This is a genomic window from Shewanella sp. SP1S1-7 (assembly GCF_031932105.1).
Classification (GTDB): domain Bacteria; phylum Pseudomonadota; class Gammaproteobacteria; order Enterobacterales; family Shewanellaceae; genus Shewanella; species Shewanella baltica.
On record NZ_JAUOEU010000003.1, the window covers coordinates 11,970 to 29,989 of the forward strand.

Genomic DNA, 18,020 nt, shown 5'->3' on the forward strand with positions numbered 1-18,020 from the left:
AGTTCGATTAAAAACATAAAGGCAATCATGGGATTGCCTTTATTGTTTGCGCGATACCTCGCTAAACTCAGGGATTACTGATTAAGGTAGCGTACCGCCATTTCGGTTCTCGACTTGGCATTAGCTTTACGCAGTAGGTTTTTCACATGCACTTTGACTGTGCCTTCACTAATGTGTAAATGCTCTGAAATCATCCGATTACTTAAGCCTTCCGCCAGTTGCTCAAGAATTTGTAGCTCCCTTGGCGTCAAGCTCGAAATCCATTCTTGCTCATCGGTCGCATCTTTTAGCTCGTAGAGGTATTCCTCCACTTCATCGCTGATAACTCTGTGGCCAAGCATGGCATTTTTGAGTTTTTCGAGCAGTAAATCGGGCTCAGTATCTTTGAGTAAATAGCCGTCGGCTCCTGCGCGTAATAAACGGATCACATCCTGTTTGGCATCGGAAACTGTGAGTATCACTATGCGCGAGGTGACGCCCTCTTGGCGCATGGCATTGAGGGTATCTAGGCCTGTCATGCCTTTCATATTCAGATCGAGCAAAATAATGTCGGGTTCATCGGTGGCGACGGCGGTTAATGCGTCTAAACCGCCACCAGCTTCACCAAAAAGGCTGAAATCAGGATCTGAGGCAATGAGCTGGCAGATGCCTTTGCGTAACAGGGGATGGTCATCGACCACAAGTACGGAATAAGGTTTACCCATTTGAAGGCTCCTGTTGAGAGGGGAAAATAAGTGTTACTCGAGTGCCACTTGAACCTTTGCTTTGCTGTGCAAGGTCGAATGAATGGTTAGGCTTGAGTGCATCGTCTTGTTTATTGCATCCTTGCTCAATCGTGGTGGTCGCTGCGTTAAATCGGCTTATTTCATTATTGCTAAATACGACTTTACCTGAAAGTTTGCTGGCTCGCTCATGCATAATCCCTATGCCAAAGTGTTGATCTCGTTCTTTTAAGTGTCCAATACCTATGCCGTTATCACAAACATCAATATTGACCATGCCTTTATCATCTTTATAGCAATGGATATTGATGAGGCTGGCCTCGGCGTGTTTGATGGCGTTTAGAGTCGCTTCTCGCGTGATCTGCAGTATGTGAATATGCTGCTTTGCCTCTAACCATTGTGGTGCAAGTTTATAGTTTAAGGTGATCTTGATATTCGTCTTGGCTCTGAGCTGCTCGAGCATAGCCTCTAGGGCACTTTTTAGATCAGGTTCTTTAATTGTGAGTCTAAAGGTAGACAGCAATTCCCTGAGTTGCACATAGGCTGTGCTCACGCCTTCGTTGATTTCGGTTAATTGCGCCTCAACGATCGGGCTGCGGCAACTGCAATCTAAGTTTTTGCGTAATAAGCTAATTTGGATTTTGAGGAAGGACAGCACTTGCCCTAAAGAGTCGTGTAGCTCCCGCGCGATCACGCCGCGTTCCTCCATTAGCGCCAGTTGTTGTCTTTGCTCCGTGGCATTATGGATTACGATTGAGCGGGTCAACATAATCGCGAAATTATTAAATAGCGCGATATTCGGTGTTTGGTCGGCAATTAACTCTAAATAGCCTAAATTAGCCTGCTCAAATTGCAGTGGGAAACGGGTACTCTCTTGAGTCATATCTGGCCAGCCGCCATCGGCCTCAATCACTTCAAGTTCTTGCTCTGGATACTGGATAATGAGCCTAAGGTAGTCGAGTGACTCATAGCCTTTTAACTGATTTAGTGCCGCTTTGAGCGCTTTGTAATCGAGCTTATTTGCGTTTAATGTCAGTAGGTTATCGTATAAAAATGCCAGCTCATTGTTGGCCCGAGTGAGTGCTAAGGTTTTCTCTGCCACCTGCGACTCTAAATCGCCATAAAGCATGGCGAGTTCCTTGGCGGTTTTTTGCAGGGCATGGGTGAGCGCTGTAAGTTCGATATATTCGGTTTCGGGCATTTCGATTTCAAAATTGCCTTTAGAAATAGTATTCGCCGATTCCATAAGCTTTTGCAGTGGGATTACCACTTTCTTCTTAGTAAAACGCACCGCCACAAAGGCGATAATGAGCATGACGCTTAAGCCTAATATTTGGCTGGCGGCGAGGAGCCTGAGTTTAAAGGCGGCGTGGTGCTCCATCTCCAATACCAGTAAATCTATGGTGTCGACAAAGTCCTTAAGTGACGCCACATAGTCGCGGGAGTTTTCCTGCTCTATGTAGTATTTCATCACCAGCCATTTATCGATCACGAGCTGATATTGATCGGCAATCTTACGTGGACTAAACCAACTATCTGAAGGCTTTAAGGTATCGGAATAGAGGGTGTTTTCGAATTCGATTATTTTATCGAGCGCAGCATCACTGCCAGAGTTGGCGTAAAACATCAATCGATAGCTTTGCATCCGCAAAGAACCCGAGGCGTTAATCGCCTTAGCGTCGCCCAAGCTGTAAGACAAATTGATGATAGCAAAGGTTGATAAACTGCTAGAAAGCAGAATGAGTACTAACATTAATCCTAAGATTTTTGAGGTTAGACTGCCTCGTTTCATTAATCCGCTATTCATTTTAATGGCCGCTGTTATGGCACTTTGCAGTGGTTTTTACATTAGAAAATAATGTAATACATTAACAAAAGTATAGAAGTGTGAACAACAACACCTTTACATTTTGATCTAGCGCAAACTTCGACCTAGATACCCCCTAAGAGGTATATGTTTAGCGGGATTAACTCACTAAGTTTGACCATGGAGATGTCGTGATTTACAACAATAATGCAACACGGAGATGAGATGATGAAGAAGATGACAGGTAAGTCCTTTGCACTAAGTGCACTGGTTGCCGCCAGCTTCATGGCGGCGGGCGCAATGGCGAGTGATAAAACTGAGCCTCGCAACGAAGTTTATAAAGACAAATTTGCTAATCAATACGCTAGCTGGCATGACACAGATAAAAGCACTGAGAATACCGATGTGTTAGCCTCGGACCCGAGCTTAGTCGTGCTGTGGGCAGGTTATGGTTTTGCGAAAGATTACAACGCACCACGTGGCCACATGTATGCCATTACGGATGTGCGTAACACTCTGCGTACTGGCGCACCTACCAACGCGGAAGATGGCCCAATGCCTATGGCTTGTTGGAGTTGTAAGAGCCCAGATGTGCCGCGTTTGATTGAAGAACAAGGCGAAGATGGTTACTTCAAAGGCAAATGGGCAAAAGGCGGCCCAGAAGTGGTGAACACCATAGGCTGCGGTGACTGCCATGAAAAAGGCACGCCAAAACTGCGTATCTCTCGCCCCTTTGCTGAACGTGGTATGGAAGCATTAGGCACACCTTTTGCCAAAGCGTCTAAAAAAGACAAGCAATCAATGGTCTGTGGTCAGTGTCACGTTGAATACTATTTCGAGAAAAAAGAAGGCAGAAAAGGTTTCGTTAAATTCCCTTGGGATATGGGCACAACCGTTGAGCAAATGGAAACCTATTACGACGGTATTGAGTTCTCCGACTGGACGCATGCGCTGTCTAAAACCCCTATGTTAAAAGCGCAGCACCCTGGTTATGAAACTTGGAAACTCGGTGTTCATGGTAAGAACGATGTGAGCTGTGTTGATTGTCACATGCCAAAAGTGACTAACGACAAAGGCCGTAAGTACACAGATCATAAAGTGGGTAACCCATTTGATCGTTTTGAAGAAACCTGCGCGACGTGCCACAGCCAAAGTAAAGAGTTCTTAGTCGGCTTGACCAACGAACGTAAAGCGAAAGTAAAAGAGCTTAAAGGCCGCGCCGAAGCACAACTGGTGAAAGCGCACTTTGAAGCCGCAGCCGCTTGGAAAGCGGGTGCAACTGAAGCGGAAATGAAGCCTATTCAAACCGATATTCGTCATTCACAATGGCGTTGGGACTATGCGATTGCTTCACACGGCGCTGCTGCTCACGCTCCTGAAGAAGTCTTACGTATTTTAGGTACCGCAGTAGATAAAGCGGCTGATGCGCGGGTTAAATTAGCGCAACTGTTGGCGAAAAAAGGCATCACAGATCCTGTCGCTATCCCTGATATTTCGACTAAAGCTAAGGCACAAGCCGCTTTAGGTATGGACATGGAAAAAATGAATGCTGAGAAAGAAGCATTTAAGAAGGACATGTTACCTAAGTGGGATGAAGAAGCGAAAAAACGCGAAGCCACTTATAAATAGTGTTTAACAAATCGTTTTTAACCTGAGCTAACCCCTCATGTAAGCAAAAGCCCTCGCTGACTCAGCGAGGGCTTTTTTATGGGAGTGAATGTCAACGTCATGCCTGAACCAAGGGCTGTTTACTTCATTAGAGCCAAGGAATGAATTGCTATTTGATCAGTTTTAATAATGCCCTAAAGCGCTCGCCTTGGGCTTGATGTTGTAATTCAAATAATAGCGATTCCACGTTAGTTAATAAGGCGCCTCTGGCCGTCATCATCTGAATACCCAGTTGTTTATTATCGGCACTGCGTGATGAGACGCCATCTGCGACGAGATGCACCGAATATTGCTGTCCTATAAGGTCACAACAGGTTTGATAAACACACACATGGGTTTCAATGCCCGCCAGTATGACGTGTTTACGATTTGTCTTAGTGAGTGCCTGCGCAAACTCTTCACAGTGCCAACCGCTAAAATGTTGCTTGGCAATGGGGGAGCCGCTTTTCTCTAGCAAGGTTTGAAGCTCAGGACTGGTTGCTCCGAGCTTATCGGGTAGCTGTTCTAACCAGAGTATGGGTATTTCAAATAATTGTGCACCTTGAATTAAGGTCTGTAGTTGTTGGTGCAGCTTGTCACTGTTATCCATGATTTGTGCAAGTTTTCCCTGCACATCGACGATAACGAGAACACATTCTTCAGGTTTTAACATCGGGCCTTCCTTCTGCGCTTGATGATTGTCTTAGTGATGATCTTCGCTTTTGTTTAAGAGCTTGTACTGTGATGCTCAGATTTCATCTCGATTTACGCTTTTCCAGTAAACCTCAATTTAACCTTGTTACCAATAGGCCTAAGGTCGAATAGCGACTGCACTTAAGCTGCTCACTAAAAGAGTGCGTTGCACTTGTTTGTGCTCGATTATGGTGCATTTTTAACCTTTAAAAATAATTTAATTTATTTAAATCCTATATTAATCAGCGAGTTAAAGTTTTGGCCTAATGATTGAATTACCTTTGATACAAGTTAATAACAATCGCGTTTTTTTGGAGGTCAGGATGAAACTAGTCAGCGCTATCATCAAGCCGTTTAAGTTGGATGATGTCCGTGAAGCTATCGCCGGAATAGGTATTGAAGGCATGACGGTGACCGAAGTTAAAGGTTTTGGCCGTCAAAAAGGGCACACAGAGTTGTATCGTGGCGCCGAGTATCAGGTGGATTTTTTGCCAAAAGTAAAACTAGAAATTGCCACTAAGGCTGAAAATCTTGACATGTTAATTGAGGCCATCACCACTGCGGCTCATACGGGGAAAATTGGCGACGGTAAGATCTTCGTCGTCGACTTAGAACATGCTATCCGTATCCGTACGGGTGAACTCGATACAGAAGCGCTATAAGGGGCTGATAATGGAAGAATTAACAAAACTAGGTGGCACAGTCACTGAACTACGCTTTGCACTCGATACCTTTTACTTTTTGATCTCAGGTGCTTTGGTAATGTGGATGGCAGCGGGATTTGCCATGTTAGAAGCGGGCTTAGTTCGCTCTAAAAACACCACTGAAATTTTAACTAAGAACGTGGTGTTGTACGCGATTGCCTGTGTGATGTACCTATTGGTTGGCTACAACATTATGTATGTCGATAACACTGAAGGAGGCTGGTTGCCATCGATTGGTACCTTAATCGGTTCTCAATCATCGGATGCGAGCCATGCATTAGAATCTGACTTCTTCTTCCAAGTGGTGTTTGTGGCAACTGCGATGTCAATTGTCTCTGGCGCCGTGGCGGAACGGATGAAGTTATGGGCTTTCCTGTTCTTCTCTGTGGTAATGACTGCGGTTATCTATCCAGTGGAAGGGTATTGGACTTGGGGCCAAGGTTTTATCGCAAAACTGGGCTTTGTGGACTTTGCGGGTAGCGGTATTGTGCACATGACTGGTGCGACTGCAGCGATTGCGGGGGTATTATTGCTCGGTGCACGTAAGGGAAAATATGGCCCTAACGGTCAAGTGAATCCTATCCCAGGATCTAACTTGCCAATGGCAACCTTAGGTATGTTTATTCTGTGGATGGGCTGGTTTGGCTTCAACGGTGGCTCGCAATTAATGGTGTCGGATGCGGCGAATGCGAGCTCAGTGGCAAAAGTGTTCGTTAATACTAATACTGCGGCTGCATTTGGTGCTATCTCTGCGCTTATCGTATGTAAGATGATTTGGGGTAAAGCGGATTTAACCATGATACTCAACGGTATTCTGGCGGGTTTAGTGGCGATTACGGCAGATCCGCTATCACCTTCACTGTTAATGGCGGGCGTGATTGGTGTGGTTGCTGGTGGTTTAGTGGTGTTCTCTATTGTGGGCTTAGATCGCATTAAGATCGATGATCCAGTGGGCGCGATTTCAGTACACGGCGTGGCGGGTTTCCTTGGGTTAATGTGTGTGCCATTATCCAACGCTGATGCGACCATTACTGGGCAGTTGACCGGTGCAGCCTTCATCTTTACTTGGGTATTCTGTTCATCCTTTGTGGTTTGGTATGCGATTAAGAAAACCATGGGGATCCGTGTGACTGAGGAAGAAGAATACAATGGTATGGATGCGTCTGATTGTGGTATCGATGCTTACCCAGAGTTTGTTACGGTTAAAAATGCTGGTTAAGTAAACTGGCGAATTAATTGTGATTCAACTTGATGCCTAGTGTGGAACGAGGGATAGTAAAGCAGAGCTTAGGCTCTGCTTTTTTTATGGATCATCGCAATGGTTGAAGCTCAAGTAGTTTAATGGGGAAGGCATAAGTCGGTTGCCGCGCATTACTGCTTCCTTGCAGCATTATTTACCTGCACCATTTACTGCACGAATAAAGGAGTGAACTATGAGCTTAAATGCCACAGCAGTCGGTCAATTTACGCGACTCAGTCTTATCGTCATTGCTGGCTTGATATCAGTCTCTGCCTTAGCAGGAGAAGTCATCGTTAATCGATCGAGTGAGCCAGTTGATGCCTTTGCTGTGCGCGATCAAGTGCTCAAGGATTTTGAGTGGCAGGAGTCGCTTCGTCGTCAACAGCAGATCCAAATTCTGCAGGCTTTACCCTTAGGTTGTATTACTGTGATGAAGCCCTATCGCTATTTTACCTGTGGGGAGCATAACTATCGGCCATACCATTACCAGCAGCGTGAGCTATACATAGAGGTTGTTCAACCTTCGCAGTAACTAACGTGTTAAATCACTTATAGTTATTTTTTAACGATAGCGATTGTCATTTTTTGTAACCATTTTATGTCGTCTTTTTCGCCATTTGTAATAAGCTCAAATAGGAGCTAATGGTGTGGGAGGACATATGTCAAAACTATTCCGAGCCGTATACCTGAGTGCCATCATGGGCACTGTACTCAGTCAGTTGGTTGCCTGTAGCTCGACGACCATCGCGCCTGATCCGTCTGATCTTGAGTCGCTACTTGCCGATTCACTGTTTACCCCTGTCGCCGATATTCCTTCCGTTGCGGATATTTTTTATCTGCCGCCTGAGGTGGTAACAGATGTAAAGCGTAGCTATGACAAATATACTTTTTCCCATAATAACGCCATGTTAGCCAACGAATGGTTAGCCAGTTATATCAATGCCAGCCAAACCAATAGCGCTAAAATTGATTTTCGCTACCAAGATAACCTGACCCAAATTGCCCGTGAAACCTACGCCCAAAGGGCAGGGAATTGCATGTCCTTAGTGGTCATGACTTCTGCGCTGGCGGATATATTGAATGTGGGCGCTGAGTATCAAGATATCGCTATTGAACCCATATGGGACAAGCAAGGGGATTTCTATTTAATCAATGGTCATGTGAACTTACGCTTACTTCCGCCCGAGAATTTACATTCAGTCTATGTGTCATCCGCAGCAATCTTAGTGGACTTCATGCCCGAGCGCGCCCTAAGAGGGTATGGTAAGACCCGAGTGAATAAGCAAACCTTGATCAGCATGTTTTACAATAACATGGCGGCAGAGTCTTTAGTGAATGGCGATTTAGATAGGGCCTATGCCCTCATCAAAGCGGGTTTAAATGTCGGCCAGTTTGTCCCCTCACTCAATACGCTCGCCATTATTTATCGGCATAAAGGGGATGAGAAACGAGCCGAACAAGTGTATCGCTATGCGCTTAAGTTTGAGGCGAAAAATTTAACCACGCTTTATAACTTAGCTTTGATTTTAGGGGATCAGGGCCGGCTTGATGAATGGGCTGAAATCAATAAAGTGCTTGAATTAGCAAGGATACGTAATCCTTATTATTACTATGATATGGCGCAGCAAGCCTTCGATGAACATCAATACGACGAGGCTTTAGCATGGTATCAAAGGGCGTTGGCCAAAGCTGATTATCGGCATGAATTCTTCTTCGGTTTATCAAAAACCTATTGGGCGCTGGGGGATGAAAAGCGTGCCAAACTGAATATGGAAAAAGCGCTGGCTTTGAGCCGTGATGATTCAGAGCGTCATCGCTATCAAAACAAGTTACAAGTCATGATGCACCATTAGTATTGGCCTGCTCTAGCATCCAGTTCTCTTGCATAGAGAGCTGGATCAATTGCACTCATTCAAGCGTTTAGTCGTTAATATCTTAGCTGACAGGCATGGATAGCTCACTCGTACTTGCCGCAATCATTCCCCGCTTGCTTTTTATCCGCCATATTCGATTTTGTTCATTAAGGCTGTGAGTTAGCTGGCATATTTGAATTTTGATTTTTTTAAAATATATTAAAACAATAAGTTATATTTGATTTTTTTAAATGGAGACAACTTGGTTGCATTGGCGCTTGAGACTCGATAAATTGAACTCAGTATTGCAGTTGAGATCCCTTATCGCAGCGATAGAAATAGCCTAAAACACCAGAGTTGGAGCAGTAAAATTATGTATTACCAAAATGATGACGTTCGCATTAAAGAAGTAAAAGAGTTACTTCCTCCTATCGCGATTCTAGAACGATTTCCTGCTTCCGAAAAAGCCTCTGCGACTGTGTTTAATGCGCGAAATAGTATCCACAATATTCTGGCTAAGTCTGATGATCGCCTGTTAGTGGTAATTGGACCTTGTTCTATCCACGATCCCAAAGCGGCGTTGGAATATGGTCAGCGTCTGGTTACGCTGCGTGAGCAGTATAAAGATCAACTCGAAATCGTGATGCGAGTGTATTTTGAAAAGCCAAGAACCACAGTAGGTTGGAAGGGGCTGATTAACGATCCTTACATGGATAACAGCTTTAAACTCAATGATGGTTTACGTACTGCGCGTAAGTTGTTAGTGGACTTGAACGACAGCGGTATGCCAACCGCGGGTGAGTTTCTTGACATGATCACCCCGCAATATATGGCAGATTTAATGTGCTGGGGAGCCATTGGCGCCCGAACAACTGAGTCACAAGTGCACAGAGAGCTAGCCTCGGGTCTTTCTTGTCCGGTCGGTTTTAAAAATGGGACCGATGGCACCATTAAAGTCGCTATCGATGCGATAGGTGCTGCCAATGCACCGCACCATTTTTTATCTGTGACTAAGTTAGGCCATTCGGCGATCGTTTCGACCAAAGGGAATCCTGATTGCCACATTATTTTACGTGGCGGCCGCGAGCCTAATTACAGTGCGCCGCATGTCACTGAGATTAGTCAGCAATTGTTAAAAGCAAAGCTTGCCGACAACATCATGATCGACTTTAGCCACGCCAATAGCAGTAAAGAGTATCAACGTCAGTTAGTGGTGGCTGAAGATGTGGCAGGTCAAGTGGCGACGGGGAATACTGCTATTTTTGGCGTTATGGTCGAAAGCCATTTAGTGGAAGGTCGTCAGGATTTAATTGAAGGCCAAGAGCTGTGTTATGGCCAGAGTATTACCGATGCGTGTATCGGTTGGGATGATACCGAGAGCCTGTTGGCCATTCTGAATCAGAGTATTATCGAACGCCGTCAGGTTTAATTGTCTGCTCGTGCGAACATAAACCGCAACGATACCTGAGTTAGTCGTTAACGATTGCGGGTAAAGTAAAAACAAAGGCGCTATCCCGGCGCCTTTGTTTTATCTATTTATTGCTTATTTCAACAATGTATTCATTTGCTTTGGCTAAGCTACCAAAGGCGGCAATAAGGTTGTCTCTACCTTTATCTTGTATCTCTGGATTGCCTGATTCGATCATCATCCACACCCAAGTTTGGATCAGTGGTAATGGCGGGTATTGAACTTTAGCGGAATCCAACATAAAGCTTCCTTTGATCTTATTTAATTTGTTTGTCTTAATGTTCTCGCTAGAGCTTGGGCGTATGAATCGCAAAATCTAGCGCGTAGAGGTTAACAAATTCTATCGATTTGTATAACCGCCTCCATGGCATTTTGGGCAAAACTGCAAAAATAATCAACAGCAGTAAGGTTGAGCTAAGCCTTCCCCCACAGCAAACTTGTCTTCTGTTATACGGCGCAAAGGTCAAGTCAAATGCAAGCTATGGGTATTTATGTCAGCACAGAAATCAGTATAAATTCATTTCTTGTGAATGTGCCAGTGTAATGCGTAAGTATGACGTTTTAGCTTTTGACAAGATCAGAATAGCAACGGATTGTGTCGTGAATAAGTCTATTTGTCTGTCAGGAAAATCTGATTGATTTTATTCAAGCTTTGCTCGTTTCGTTTAGCTTATGTCTGGTTTGTACTGTTACAATTGACATAACTCATTCAAGGTTATCTCCTATGCGCCCAACGTTATATTTTGAAGGTCCAGTTGATAAATTAAACTGGCACGTCATGAAGCTGCTTTGGCCTTACTTATTGGAATACAAAGGCCGTATTGCGCTGGCGATGTCATGCCTCATCATCGCTAAGCTGACCAGCGTGGCTTTGCCTTTTATTCTGAAGCATTTGGTCGACACCTTAGATGCCGATAAAACCGCGCAAGCCCTCAGTGTGCCCGTGGGATTAGTGTTGGCCTATGGTGCGATTCGTTTACTGACGGCGATTACGGGGGAGATCCGCGATACCTTGTTTGGTCGGGTGACTGAGCGGGCGATCCGCCGTTTAGGCTTAGCGGTATTCGACCATTTACACCGACTTGATCTCGATTTTCATCTAGAGCGCAAAACTGGCGGTCTATCCCGTGATATTGAGCGCGGCACCAGTGGCGTGAGTTTCCTCATGCGGTTTATGGTGTTCAACATAGTGCCGACCTTGCTCGAAATTGTCATGGTGATTGGCATTTTCTTCTATAACTACGGCATTGCGTTTGCGGCAATCACTTTTGTTGCTGTGCTGGCTTATATTATTTTTTCTGTGGTCGCGACCGAATGGCGTACTGAGTATGTTCGTGATGCGGCCAAGGCTGACTCGTTATCGAATACCCGCGCCATCGACAGCTTGCTGAACTATGAAACGGTAAAGTATTTTAATAATGAAAAGTATGAGTCGCAGCGCTATGACCAAGCGCTTGAACAGTGGGAAGTCGCTAAACGTAAAAACCGCTTATCTTTGTTTGCGCTTAATGGCGGACAAGCTGTGATTATCGCTCTGGCGATGACAGCTATGATGGCGCTGGCGGCTTACCGAGTCACCTATGGCGATATGACCTTAGGTGATTTTGTGTTGATTAATGCGTTTATGATGCAGCTCTTTTTACCCCTTAACTTTTTAGGTTTCGTGTATCGCGAAATTCGCGGCGCCTTAGCCAATATTGAGCGTATGTTTAGCCTGCTCGATAAACATCCCATGATAGTCGACTCACCCCAAGCGCTCGATTTTCAGCCTACTAAGGGTGAGCTGGTATTTGAAAATGTGAATTTCAGCTACGACGAGCGGCAAATTCTGCGGGACGTGAGTTTTAAGGTCGCTGCCGGTAAAAAGGTTGCTGTAGTGGGCGATAGCGGCGCAGGTAAATCGACACTGATTAAATTGCTGTTTCGATTTTACGATGTGGACCAAGGCGCGATTAAAATCGATGGACAAGATATCCGTCATCTTACGCAAGATGCGTTGCGACGGGCCATAGCTATCGTGCCGCAAGATACAGTGCTGTTTAACGATTCATTAGTTGAGAACATACGTTATGGTCGCCCGGGCGCGACGGATGAAGAGGTGCGCAACGCGATTAAACTGGCGCACTTAGAGCAATTTATTGCATCGCTTGCCCTTGGTTGGGATACAAAGGTGGGTGAGCGCGGCTTAAAACTCTCTGGTGGAGAAAAACAGCGGGTCGCAATAGCGAGGGCCATTTTGAAGGGCTCACCCGTGCTGGTATTTGATGAGGCGACATCCTCGCTCGATAGTCGCTCCGAGCAAGCGATTTTGTCGGCACTGCGGGAAGTTGCTAAAGGGCACACTAGCCTTGTGGTGGCTCATAGATTATCTACTATTGTCGATGCTGACCAAATCGTCGTCTTGAGCCAAGGTGAAATTGTTGAGCAGGGTAATCACCAGACTTTGTTAGTGGCAAATGGTCTATATGCCAAATTATGGCGGATACAAAATGAGCAGCAACATACTCATCTGAGCAGTGAATAGCGCAATACAGTTCAGTCTTTATTCAGCTTCGGCTCTCTATACTCAAATGCCAACACATCAATCGGAAGAGATCTGGCATGGAAAATATTGCACTGAGAGTGAACATTGAAGGCAAAGAAGAAAAAGTCGCCACTGATTGGTTTGCCATCATGGCGACATTGAAAAAACGTGGTGTTGATTATGATTCGCTGCAACGTATTCATGCTGAATTGAATGCGGGTCTACTGGTGACGACTCGGTGTCTTACTTTGGCTAAGGTCAATCCAGAGATGGTACTTGCGGGCGTGATCCGCGATATGCATGTGCCGACAAGTGACTATATGATGAGCATGCGCTAAACATCATAGAAAATGCGTTAGAAAGTCAGCGTTTGATGAGAATGTGGGAGGGTAGTGGTGAGCAACTATTCTCGATGCTCAAGGAAGAGTCATTTTGCTTTAACGCTTTATATCTTGTTTAAGACCAATAGTGCCGAATTAAGCTACGCCATTCAGCTTGCCAGCTTTCCAACCTTCGCATAAAAGATTCAATTTAGGCGCTGACTCATCGATCAAGGTGAGTCGAATGATCTGTCCTTCACGAAAACACACAAGCTCGCCTTCGATCTCAGTCAGGCGATTACAGCTCTTACAGCTCGTGCTTACAGTTTTACTGGCGGGCAGTTGGCTTACGAAGCTAGATTTCAAAGTGTTTCCTTAAGTTCAATTGTGGGTAAGGTATTTGAATAACGCCTCACCTCACGGATCTTACCTCTTTTGTGATACGCATTCAAATATACCTTATGTAAAACTCATATAGACAAAAGTTGTACTGGCTAATCACCGCAAGGGTTTGCGGCTATTTATCCATGTGCGAATAGAATTTGTCGAGTGAGATAGATAAACCGCTATCGAGCACAATTCGTACATGTGAAGGCTTAAGTTGTCTTGGCTCTGTCACACCGCAAGAGTGCGCGATTAGCCCTAAGTCATGGTGTAAATTATGATTATAGTTAGCGACCCGCGTCGATTTATCCCTAGGATTTAGCCCTTGTTGAAGTTTTGGATTGTGCGTAGTGATACCCGTTGGACAGGTATCTTTATTACATTGCAAGGCTTGAATACAGCCGAGGGCGAACATGTTGCCACGGGCCGATGCGATAAAGTCAGCACCTAATGCCAAAGCCCAAGCGACTCTAGATGGGGCGATAAGTTTGCCCGAGGCGATGACTTTGATACGTTTACGCAAGCCTCGTTGGATCAAGATATTGACTAGGATAGGTAAGCTTTCTTTCAGCGGTAATCCGACATAATCCATTAACGGTTGCGGCGCTGCGCCCGTGCCGCCATCGGCGCTGTCTAAGGTGAAAAAGTCGGGGGCTGAGTCTTCGCCGCGGCGTTCAATTTCATCACATAAATCTTCCAGCCATTGTACTTCACCGAGTACGGCTTTAATGCCAGTAGGTTTACCTGTGACTTCACGAACTCGCTCGACCATATCCAAAATGTCGTTCACTGACTTAAATTCGATATGGCCATTGGGGCTGATTGAGTCGTGTCCCTCAGGAATGCCGCGAATATGGGCAATTTCAGCATTCACTTTAATACCGGGTAAAATGCCACCTTTGCCTGGTTTTGCCCCTTGGCTCATTTTGATTTCGAACATTTTGACTTCTGGATGAATCGCTATCGCTTTCAGTTTTTCATCGTCTAAATGTCCTTGTTCATTTCGCACACCGTATTTTGCTGTTCCAATTTGAAAGACGAGATCGCAGCCACCTTTGAGATGATATGGGCTCAAGCCGCCTTCACCCGTGTTAAGCCAGCAACCCGCTTGCGCGGCGCCATGGGAAAGGGCGGTGATGGCTGGGCGCGATAGGGCGCCAAAACTCATGGCTGAAATATGGCAAATGGCTTGAGTCGTATAGGGCTGGCGACAGTGAGTGCCAATCGTCAGCGGATGAATAGGAGTGATATCTTCATCTTGGGTCGGAAAGGCGGTATTCATAAACATGATAGTACCAGCTGTATCCAAAGGGCGAGTCGAACCAAAGGCTATGGTTCTATCGACATTTTTGGCGGCGCGGTACACCCAGCTGCGTTCAGCACGGTTGAAGGGCAGTTCTTCCCTGTCTTGGGCGAAAAAGTATTGTCTGAAAAACTCACCTTGTTTTTCGAACAGATATCGAAAACGACCAATCACGGGATAGTTATGCCTTACCGCTTGTTTGGTCTGCATTTTATCTGCGATATACATGTAAATAACCGCGAGTACTGCGAGTCCTATAACGATCAAAAACAGTCCTGAAAACAGATCGAGTCCCCACATAAACCAATTGAGTTCACTCATGTTATTTATCCTTATTCTTGTCCGTAACGGGTGGCGATCAAGCTTGCGGGTTGGCCATCATTAAGAGAGAGTAAAAACAGCTGACTGTAGTCCTCTTCGCCGATCGCTTGGATCTCAGGTCCACCCAGGGCTTTGATGATTAATGGCACTGTGTTTGAATGACCAGCGATGAGCGTATTACCTCGTACCGCATGCACTTGTTCGACAATCAGCTGAATATGTTCTTCGATAGGTTTGGCTGCCTCGACTATCGTCACGGGCAAATGGCGAGCCTCGGCGATAGGCGCGAGTGTTTGCTGGGTTCGCTGGTATTGAGTCGCGATGAGTTGCGACAATGGCGTGCGGTTCAAGGCGGTGATCAGTGACGTTGCGCGCATTTCCCCCTTGGGCGATAACTGTGGGTCATTGGCTGGCGTGTCGGCTTTTTCGGCATGTCTGACTAAAATAATCAGCCTGTTTTCAGCATGGGCTTGGCTAATCGGGGCGAGGCTGAGGCAAGTTAAGATAATAAGACCGGTGAGCAAACTAAGGCGTTTGATATTGATGCTCGTATAGTGCTCAATAGTGCACTTAAGCATTTGTGTAAACACGTGAAAGCGGAAATGACTCAAATTGCGGCCTGCTGCCATGGTGTAACATCCTTTTCTATTGGCTTATCTCTAAGCTCGACGATAGTAATGATCTGCATGCGGGTGGATGGCGCTTTATGCACTTTATACAGAATAAACCCACTCAATTTATGCGGGCCTTATCATGACCTTGTGGTCACGATGGTACTTCAATTCTAAAAATTACTAAAGCTGGTTAAATTTTGGTCGATAATAAAGTCGACCCGAATTGAATGGATAGTCATCATGGAAATCAATAAACCCTCTCAAGTGCAAAGTACCCCTTTGCCGCAGAAAAAATATGCTGAAAATACGGCGCCTAAGGGTACCGAAGTGAGTGATTCGAAGGACGCGAAAACCACCGAAGTGACCTCGAAACAAACCGCGCAGCAAACGAGTAAGCAGCTGATGAATCAAGCGATTTTATCGGCACAGCAAGATGTGAATATCAAGTCAGGCGATCAGTCTATGATCTTGCTTTATCGCGCTGCGATAGAGTCGATTAATAAAGAGTTAGCGCCTACTATGGGCGAGAACGCGATTCAAACTGCTTACGATAATGGCGTAGATACATCGCCAGAAGCGACTGCAGATCGTATCGTGAGTTTTGCGACGCAGTTTTTTAGCATTCACCAGCAACAAAACTCGGGTATGAGCTTAAATGAGCAACTCGATAGTTTTATGGGGATTATTGGTGGTGCCATTGACAACGGTTTTAAAGAAGCGAAAGACATTCTGTCTGGCCTTAGAGTCTTGCAGGGGGATATTGCCGATGGTGTCGATAAAACCTATGGTTTAGTGCAAGAGGGACTACAGGCCTTTAGAGATAGTTTTAATAAGAAGACAGATGAGACACAATCGAGTGCCAGTTAACGCTCTGTTGTTTTCGGTTCTATCGCCATAAGCCCCTTATCATAAGGGGTTTTTGTTATGCGGAAAAAAGTCTATGCTGGAAGCCTATTTAACGTTTCGCTTGAGGGTACGCTATGTGGACTAGGGGACAAGTTATAGAACGTATTGATTGGAGCGATAAGTTATTTTCATTGCGCATCGCCGCCGAGTTAGCCCCATTTATTCCTGGCCAGTTTATCAAGTTAAGTCAAATGCAAGATGATAAGCGTGTTGCCAGAGCATACTCCTTAGTCAATTCTCCCGATAAACCCTATGCCGAAGTGCTCGCAGTCGCGGTAGAGGACGGCCTGTTATCGCCGCAATTGCAAAACCTTGGCATAGGCGATGAAATTGAAATTACCTCAACCGCGACTGGTTTTATGACCTTAGCGGAAATTCCTAAGGGTAAACTCCAAGGCAAGCACTTATGGTTTTTGGCTACAGGTACAGCGGTAGGGCCATTTTTGTCTATGCTCGACACCCATGAACCTTGGGAGCGTTTCGAAAAAGTCGTACTTGTGTATGGCGTGCGCGAGGCGCAGGATTTGGCGTATCTTGATAAGCTGCGTGAGTTAGAACGCACATACCCAGCACAGTTTACATTAGTCTTGAGTGTGACCCGTGAACCCTTTGCCGATGCGTTGCAGTGTCGTATACCCGAGGGCCTGGTCTCGGGTGAGATTGAAAAAAAGGCAGGAGTAACCTTAAGTGCTGCTGATTCCCAAGTTATGATTTGTGGCAATCCCGGAATGATCAATGGCGCGCAAAGCGCCTTACTCGATAAGGGATTAGTGAAGAATTTACGTCGTGCTCCCGGACAAATTACCGTAGAGAAATATTGGTGATCCCATTTTATATGGGTGGGAGCAAGCCGTTTTCGCTCCTAAATAGCCATAGCGTTTAATGCAAATATAAGGAAATTTTTGATGAAGTTGTTAAGTTCTCAAGCTTCACCCTACGCCCGTTGTGTTAGAGCCTTAATCCAGTATTTAGGAATTAACAATATTGAAGAGCAGCTAGTCAATCCCTTTGAAAACAGTGCCGAATTACTCGATGCTAACCCGCTAGGACAGATCCCGTGTCTCATCACTAACGATGGCGTGGCGTTATTCGATAGCGAAGTGATTATGCGCTACCTAGATGCTGAGCTTGGCGATCGTAAGATGTTTGGCATCTCAAGTCATAACTGGGTGTTGGAGTGTCAATATTCTTTGATAAAAGGCTTAATCGATAGCGCGGTGAAATTACGCCAAGAGCAGATGCGTGAAGATGAAGGCGTGAGATCGGCTTTTTGGACGGCTCGCTTTGAACAAGCATTGCTGCGTGGTCTTATGCAGGTTGAGCTGCAAACCGTCATCACCCAAACCACGATTCAGGCACCGCAATTAGCCTTGATTTGCTTGCTTGATTATGTGGACTTTAGACATCCAGAGTTAGATTGGCGCAAGGTTGCCCCTGCGACGGCACTTTGGTTTAGTGATATGCGTAATCTCCCCGCGTTTATCCAAACCCGTCCCCAATAACTGGATGGAGAT

General features: G+C 45.5%; 18 protein-coding genes. 11 read left to right on the forward strand and 7 right to left on the reverse strand.

The genetic code is table 11. The features are described from left to right. Positions 1 to 74: 74 nt before the first annotated feature. Positions 75 to 704: a response regulator gene (locus tag Q4Q49_RS03350; protein ID WP_006084162.1), complete on the reverse strand. Its 630-nt coding sequence runs from the start codon at positions 702 to 704 to the stop codon at positions 75 to 77. After that, the gene (narQ, locus tag Q4Q49_RS03355) at positions 697 to 2,529 is read right to left on the reverse strand and encodes a nitrate/nitrite two-component system sensor histidine kinase NarQ (RefSeq protein ID WP_311998634.1); all 1,833 of its coding nucleotides are present in this window, start codon (positions 2,527 to 2,529) and stop codon (positions 697 to 699) included. Before narQ ends, Q4Q49_RS03350 begins: the two co-directional genes overlap by 8 nt. Before the next feature lie 225 nt (positions 2,530 to 2,754). Here narQ and nrfA point away from each other — a divergent pair, with 225 nt between their 5' ends. Next, positions 2,755 to 4,158, forward strand: a complete 1,404-nt coding sequence (gene nrfA, locus Q4Q49_RS03360; protein WP_311998635.1) for an ammonia-forming nitrite reductase cytochrome c552 subunit — start codon at positions 2,755 to 2,757, stop codon at positions 4,156 to 4,158. 148 nt (positions 4,159 to 4,306) lie between these two features. Here the strand turns inward: nrfA and Q4Q49_RS03365 are convergent, their stop codons facing one another. Then, positions 4,307 to 4,849, reverse strand: a complete 543-nt coding sequence (locus Q4Q49_RS03365) for a hydrolase (RefSeq protein WP_311998636.1) — start codon at positions 4,847 to 4,849, stop codon at positions 4,307 to 4,309. 343 nt (positions 4,850 to 5,192) lie between these two features. On the opposite strand from Q4Q49_RS03365, the gene Q4Q49_RS03370 reads away from it, so the two are divergent. The 5 genes from Q4Q49_RS03370 to aroG all read left to right on the forward strand — a co-directional run bounded on the left by Q4Q49_RS03370 (position 5,193) and on the right by aroG (position 10,095). Beyond that, positions 5,193 to 5,531, forward strand: coding sequence for a P-II family nitrogen regulator (locus tag Q4Q49_RS03370; protein WP_028761800.1), 339 nt, complete (start codon positions 5,193 to 5,195; stop codon positions 5,529 to 5,531). A 10-nt stretch (positions 5,532 to 5,541) separates the two neighbouring features. Further along, a complete protein-coding gene (locus tag Q4Q49_RS03375; RefSeq protein ID WP_012197658.1) occupies positions 5,542 to 6,792 on the forward strand; it encodes an ammonium transporter in 1,251 nt (416 codons plus the stop codon). Positions 6,793 to 7,006: 214 nt separating this feature from the next. Continuing rightward, positions 7,007 to 7,345, forward strand: a complete 339-nt coding sequence (locus Q4Q49_RS03380; RefSeq protein ID WP_311998637.1) for a hypothetical protein — start codon at positions 7,007 to 7,009, stop codon at positions 7,343 to 7,345. Positions 7,346 to 7,472: 127 nt separating this feature from the next. Beyond that, positions 7,473 to 8,666 (forward strand): hypothetical protein, encoded by a 1,194-nt coding sequence (locus Q4Q49_RS03385; RefSeq protein WP_311998638.1) that lies wholly within the window; start codon positions 7,473 to 7,475, stop codon positions 8,664 to 8,666. 373 nt (positions 8,667 to 9,039) lie between these two features. Next, positions 9,040 to 10,095, forward strand: coding sequence for a 3-deoxy-7-phosphoheptulonate synthase AroG (aroG, locus tag Q4Q49_RS03390; RefSeq protein ID WP_311998639.1), 1,056 nt, complete (start codon positions 9,040 to 9,042; stop codon positions 10,093 to 10,095). A gap of 103 nt (positions 10,096 to 10,198) precedes the next feature. Here aroG and Q4Q49_RS03395 read toward each other — a convergent pair whose 3' ends face one another. After that, the gene (locus Q4Q49_RS03395; RefSeq protein WP_006080150.1) at positions 10,199 to 10,375 is read right to left on the reverse strand and encodes a hypothetical protein; all 177 of its coding nucleotides are present in this window, start codon (positions 10,373 to 10,375) and stop codon (positions 10,199 to 10,201) included. A gap of 483 nt (positions 10,376 to 10,858) precedes the next feature. Between Q4Q49_RS03395 and Q4Q49_RS03400 the strand changes: the two genes are divergently transcribed. Both Q4Q49_RS03400 and Q4Q49_RS03405 read left to right on the forward strand, forming a co-directional pair. Next, positions 10,859 to 12,658 (forward strand): ABC transporter ATP-binding protein/permease, encoded by a 1,800-nt coding sequence (locus tag Q4Q49_RS03400; RefSeq protein WP_311998640.1) that lies wholly within the window; start codon positions 10,859 to 10,861, stop codon positions 12,656 to 12,658. 77 nt (positions 12,659 to 12,735) lie between these two features. Continuing rightward, the gene (locus tag Q4Q49_RS03405) at positions 12,736 to 12,996 is read left to right on the forward strand and encodes a hypothetical protein (RefSeq protein ID WP_106651643.1); all 261 of its coding nucleotides are present in this window, start codon (positions 12,736 to 12,738) and stop codon (positions 12,994 to 12,996) included. Positions 12,997 to 13,134: 138 nt separating this feature from the next. On the opposite strand, the gene Q4Q49_RS03410 is transcribed toward Q4Q49_RS03405, so the two are convergent. From Q4Q49_RS03410 to Q4Q49_RS03420, 3 genes are all read right to left on the reverse strand, one after another. Then, a complete protein-coding gene (locus tag Q4Q49_RS03410; RefSeq protein ID WP_006084154.1) occupies positions 13,135 to 13,344 on the reverse strand; it encodes a hypothetical protein in 210 nt (69 codons plus the stop codon). Positions 13,345 to 13,495: 151 nt separating this feature from the next. Continuing rightward, the gene (locus tag Q4Q49_RS03415; protein WP_311998641.1) at positions 13,496 to 14,986 is read right to left on the reverse strand and encodes an FMN-binding glutamate synthase family protein; all 1,491 of its coding nucleotides are present in this window, start codon (positions 14,984 to 14,986) and stop codon (positions 13,496 to 13,498) included. 11 nt (positions 14,987 to 14,997) lie between these two features. Beyond that, complete coding sequence (locus Q4Q49_RS03420) at positions 14,998 to 15,615, reverse strand: histidine phosphatase family protein (protein ID WP_311998642.1); 618 nt, start codon at positions 15,613 to 15,615, stop codon at positions 14,998 to 15,000. 225 nt (positions 15,616 to 15,840) lie between these two features. Between Q4Q49_RS03420 and Q4Q49_RS03425 the strand changes: the two genes are divergently transcribed. The 3 genes from Q4Q49_RS03425 (at position 15,841) to Q4Q49_RS03435 (ending at position 18,008) form a co-directional block, all read left to right on the forward strand. Then, complete coding sequence (locus tag Q4Q49_RS03425; RefSeq protein WP_311998643.1) at positions 15,841 to 16,467, forward strand: DUF5610 domain-containing protein; 627 nt, start codon at positions 15,841 to 15,843, stop codon at positions 16,465 to 16,467. Positions 16,468 to 16,580: 113 nt separating this feature from the next. After that, positions 16,581 to 17,330 (forward strand): ferredoxin--NADP reductase, encoded by a 750-nt coding sequence (locus Q4Q49_RS03430; RefSeq protein WP_311998644.1) that lies wholly within the window; start codon positions 16,581 to 16,583, stop codon positions 17,328 to 17,330. A gap of 81 nt (positions 17,331 to 17,411) precedes the next feature. Next, positions 17,412 to 18,008 carry a glutathione S-transferase N-terminal domain-containing protein gene (locus tag Q4Q49_RS03435; RefSeq protein WP_107949212.1) on the forward strand — a complete coding sequence of 199 codons (597 nt, stop codon included), beginning with the start codon at positions 17,412 to 17,414 and terminating at the stop codon, positions 18,006 to 18,008. Positions 18,009 to 18,020: the final 12 nt, after the last annotated feature.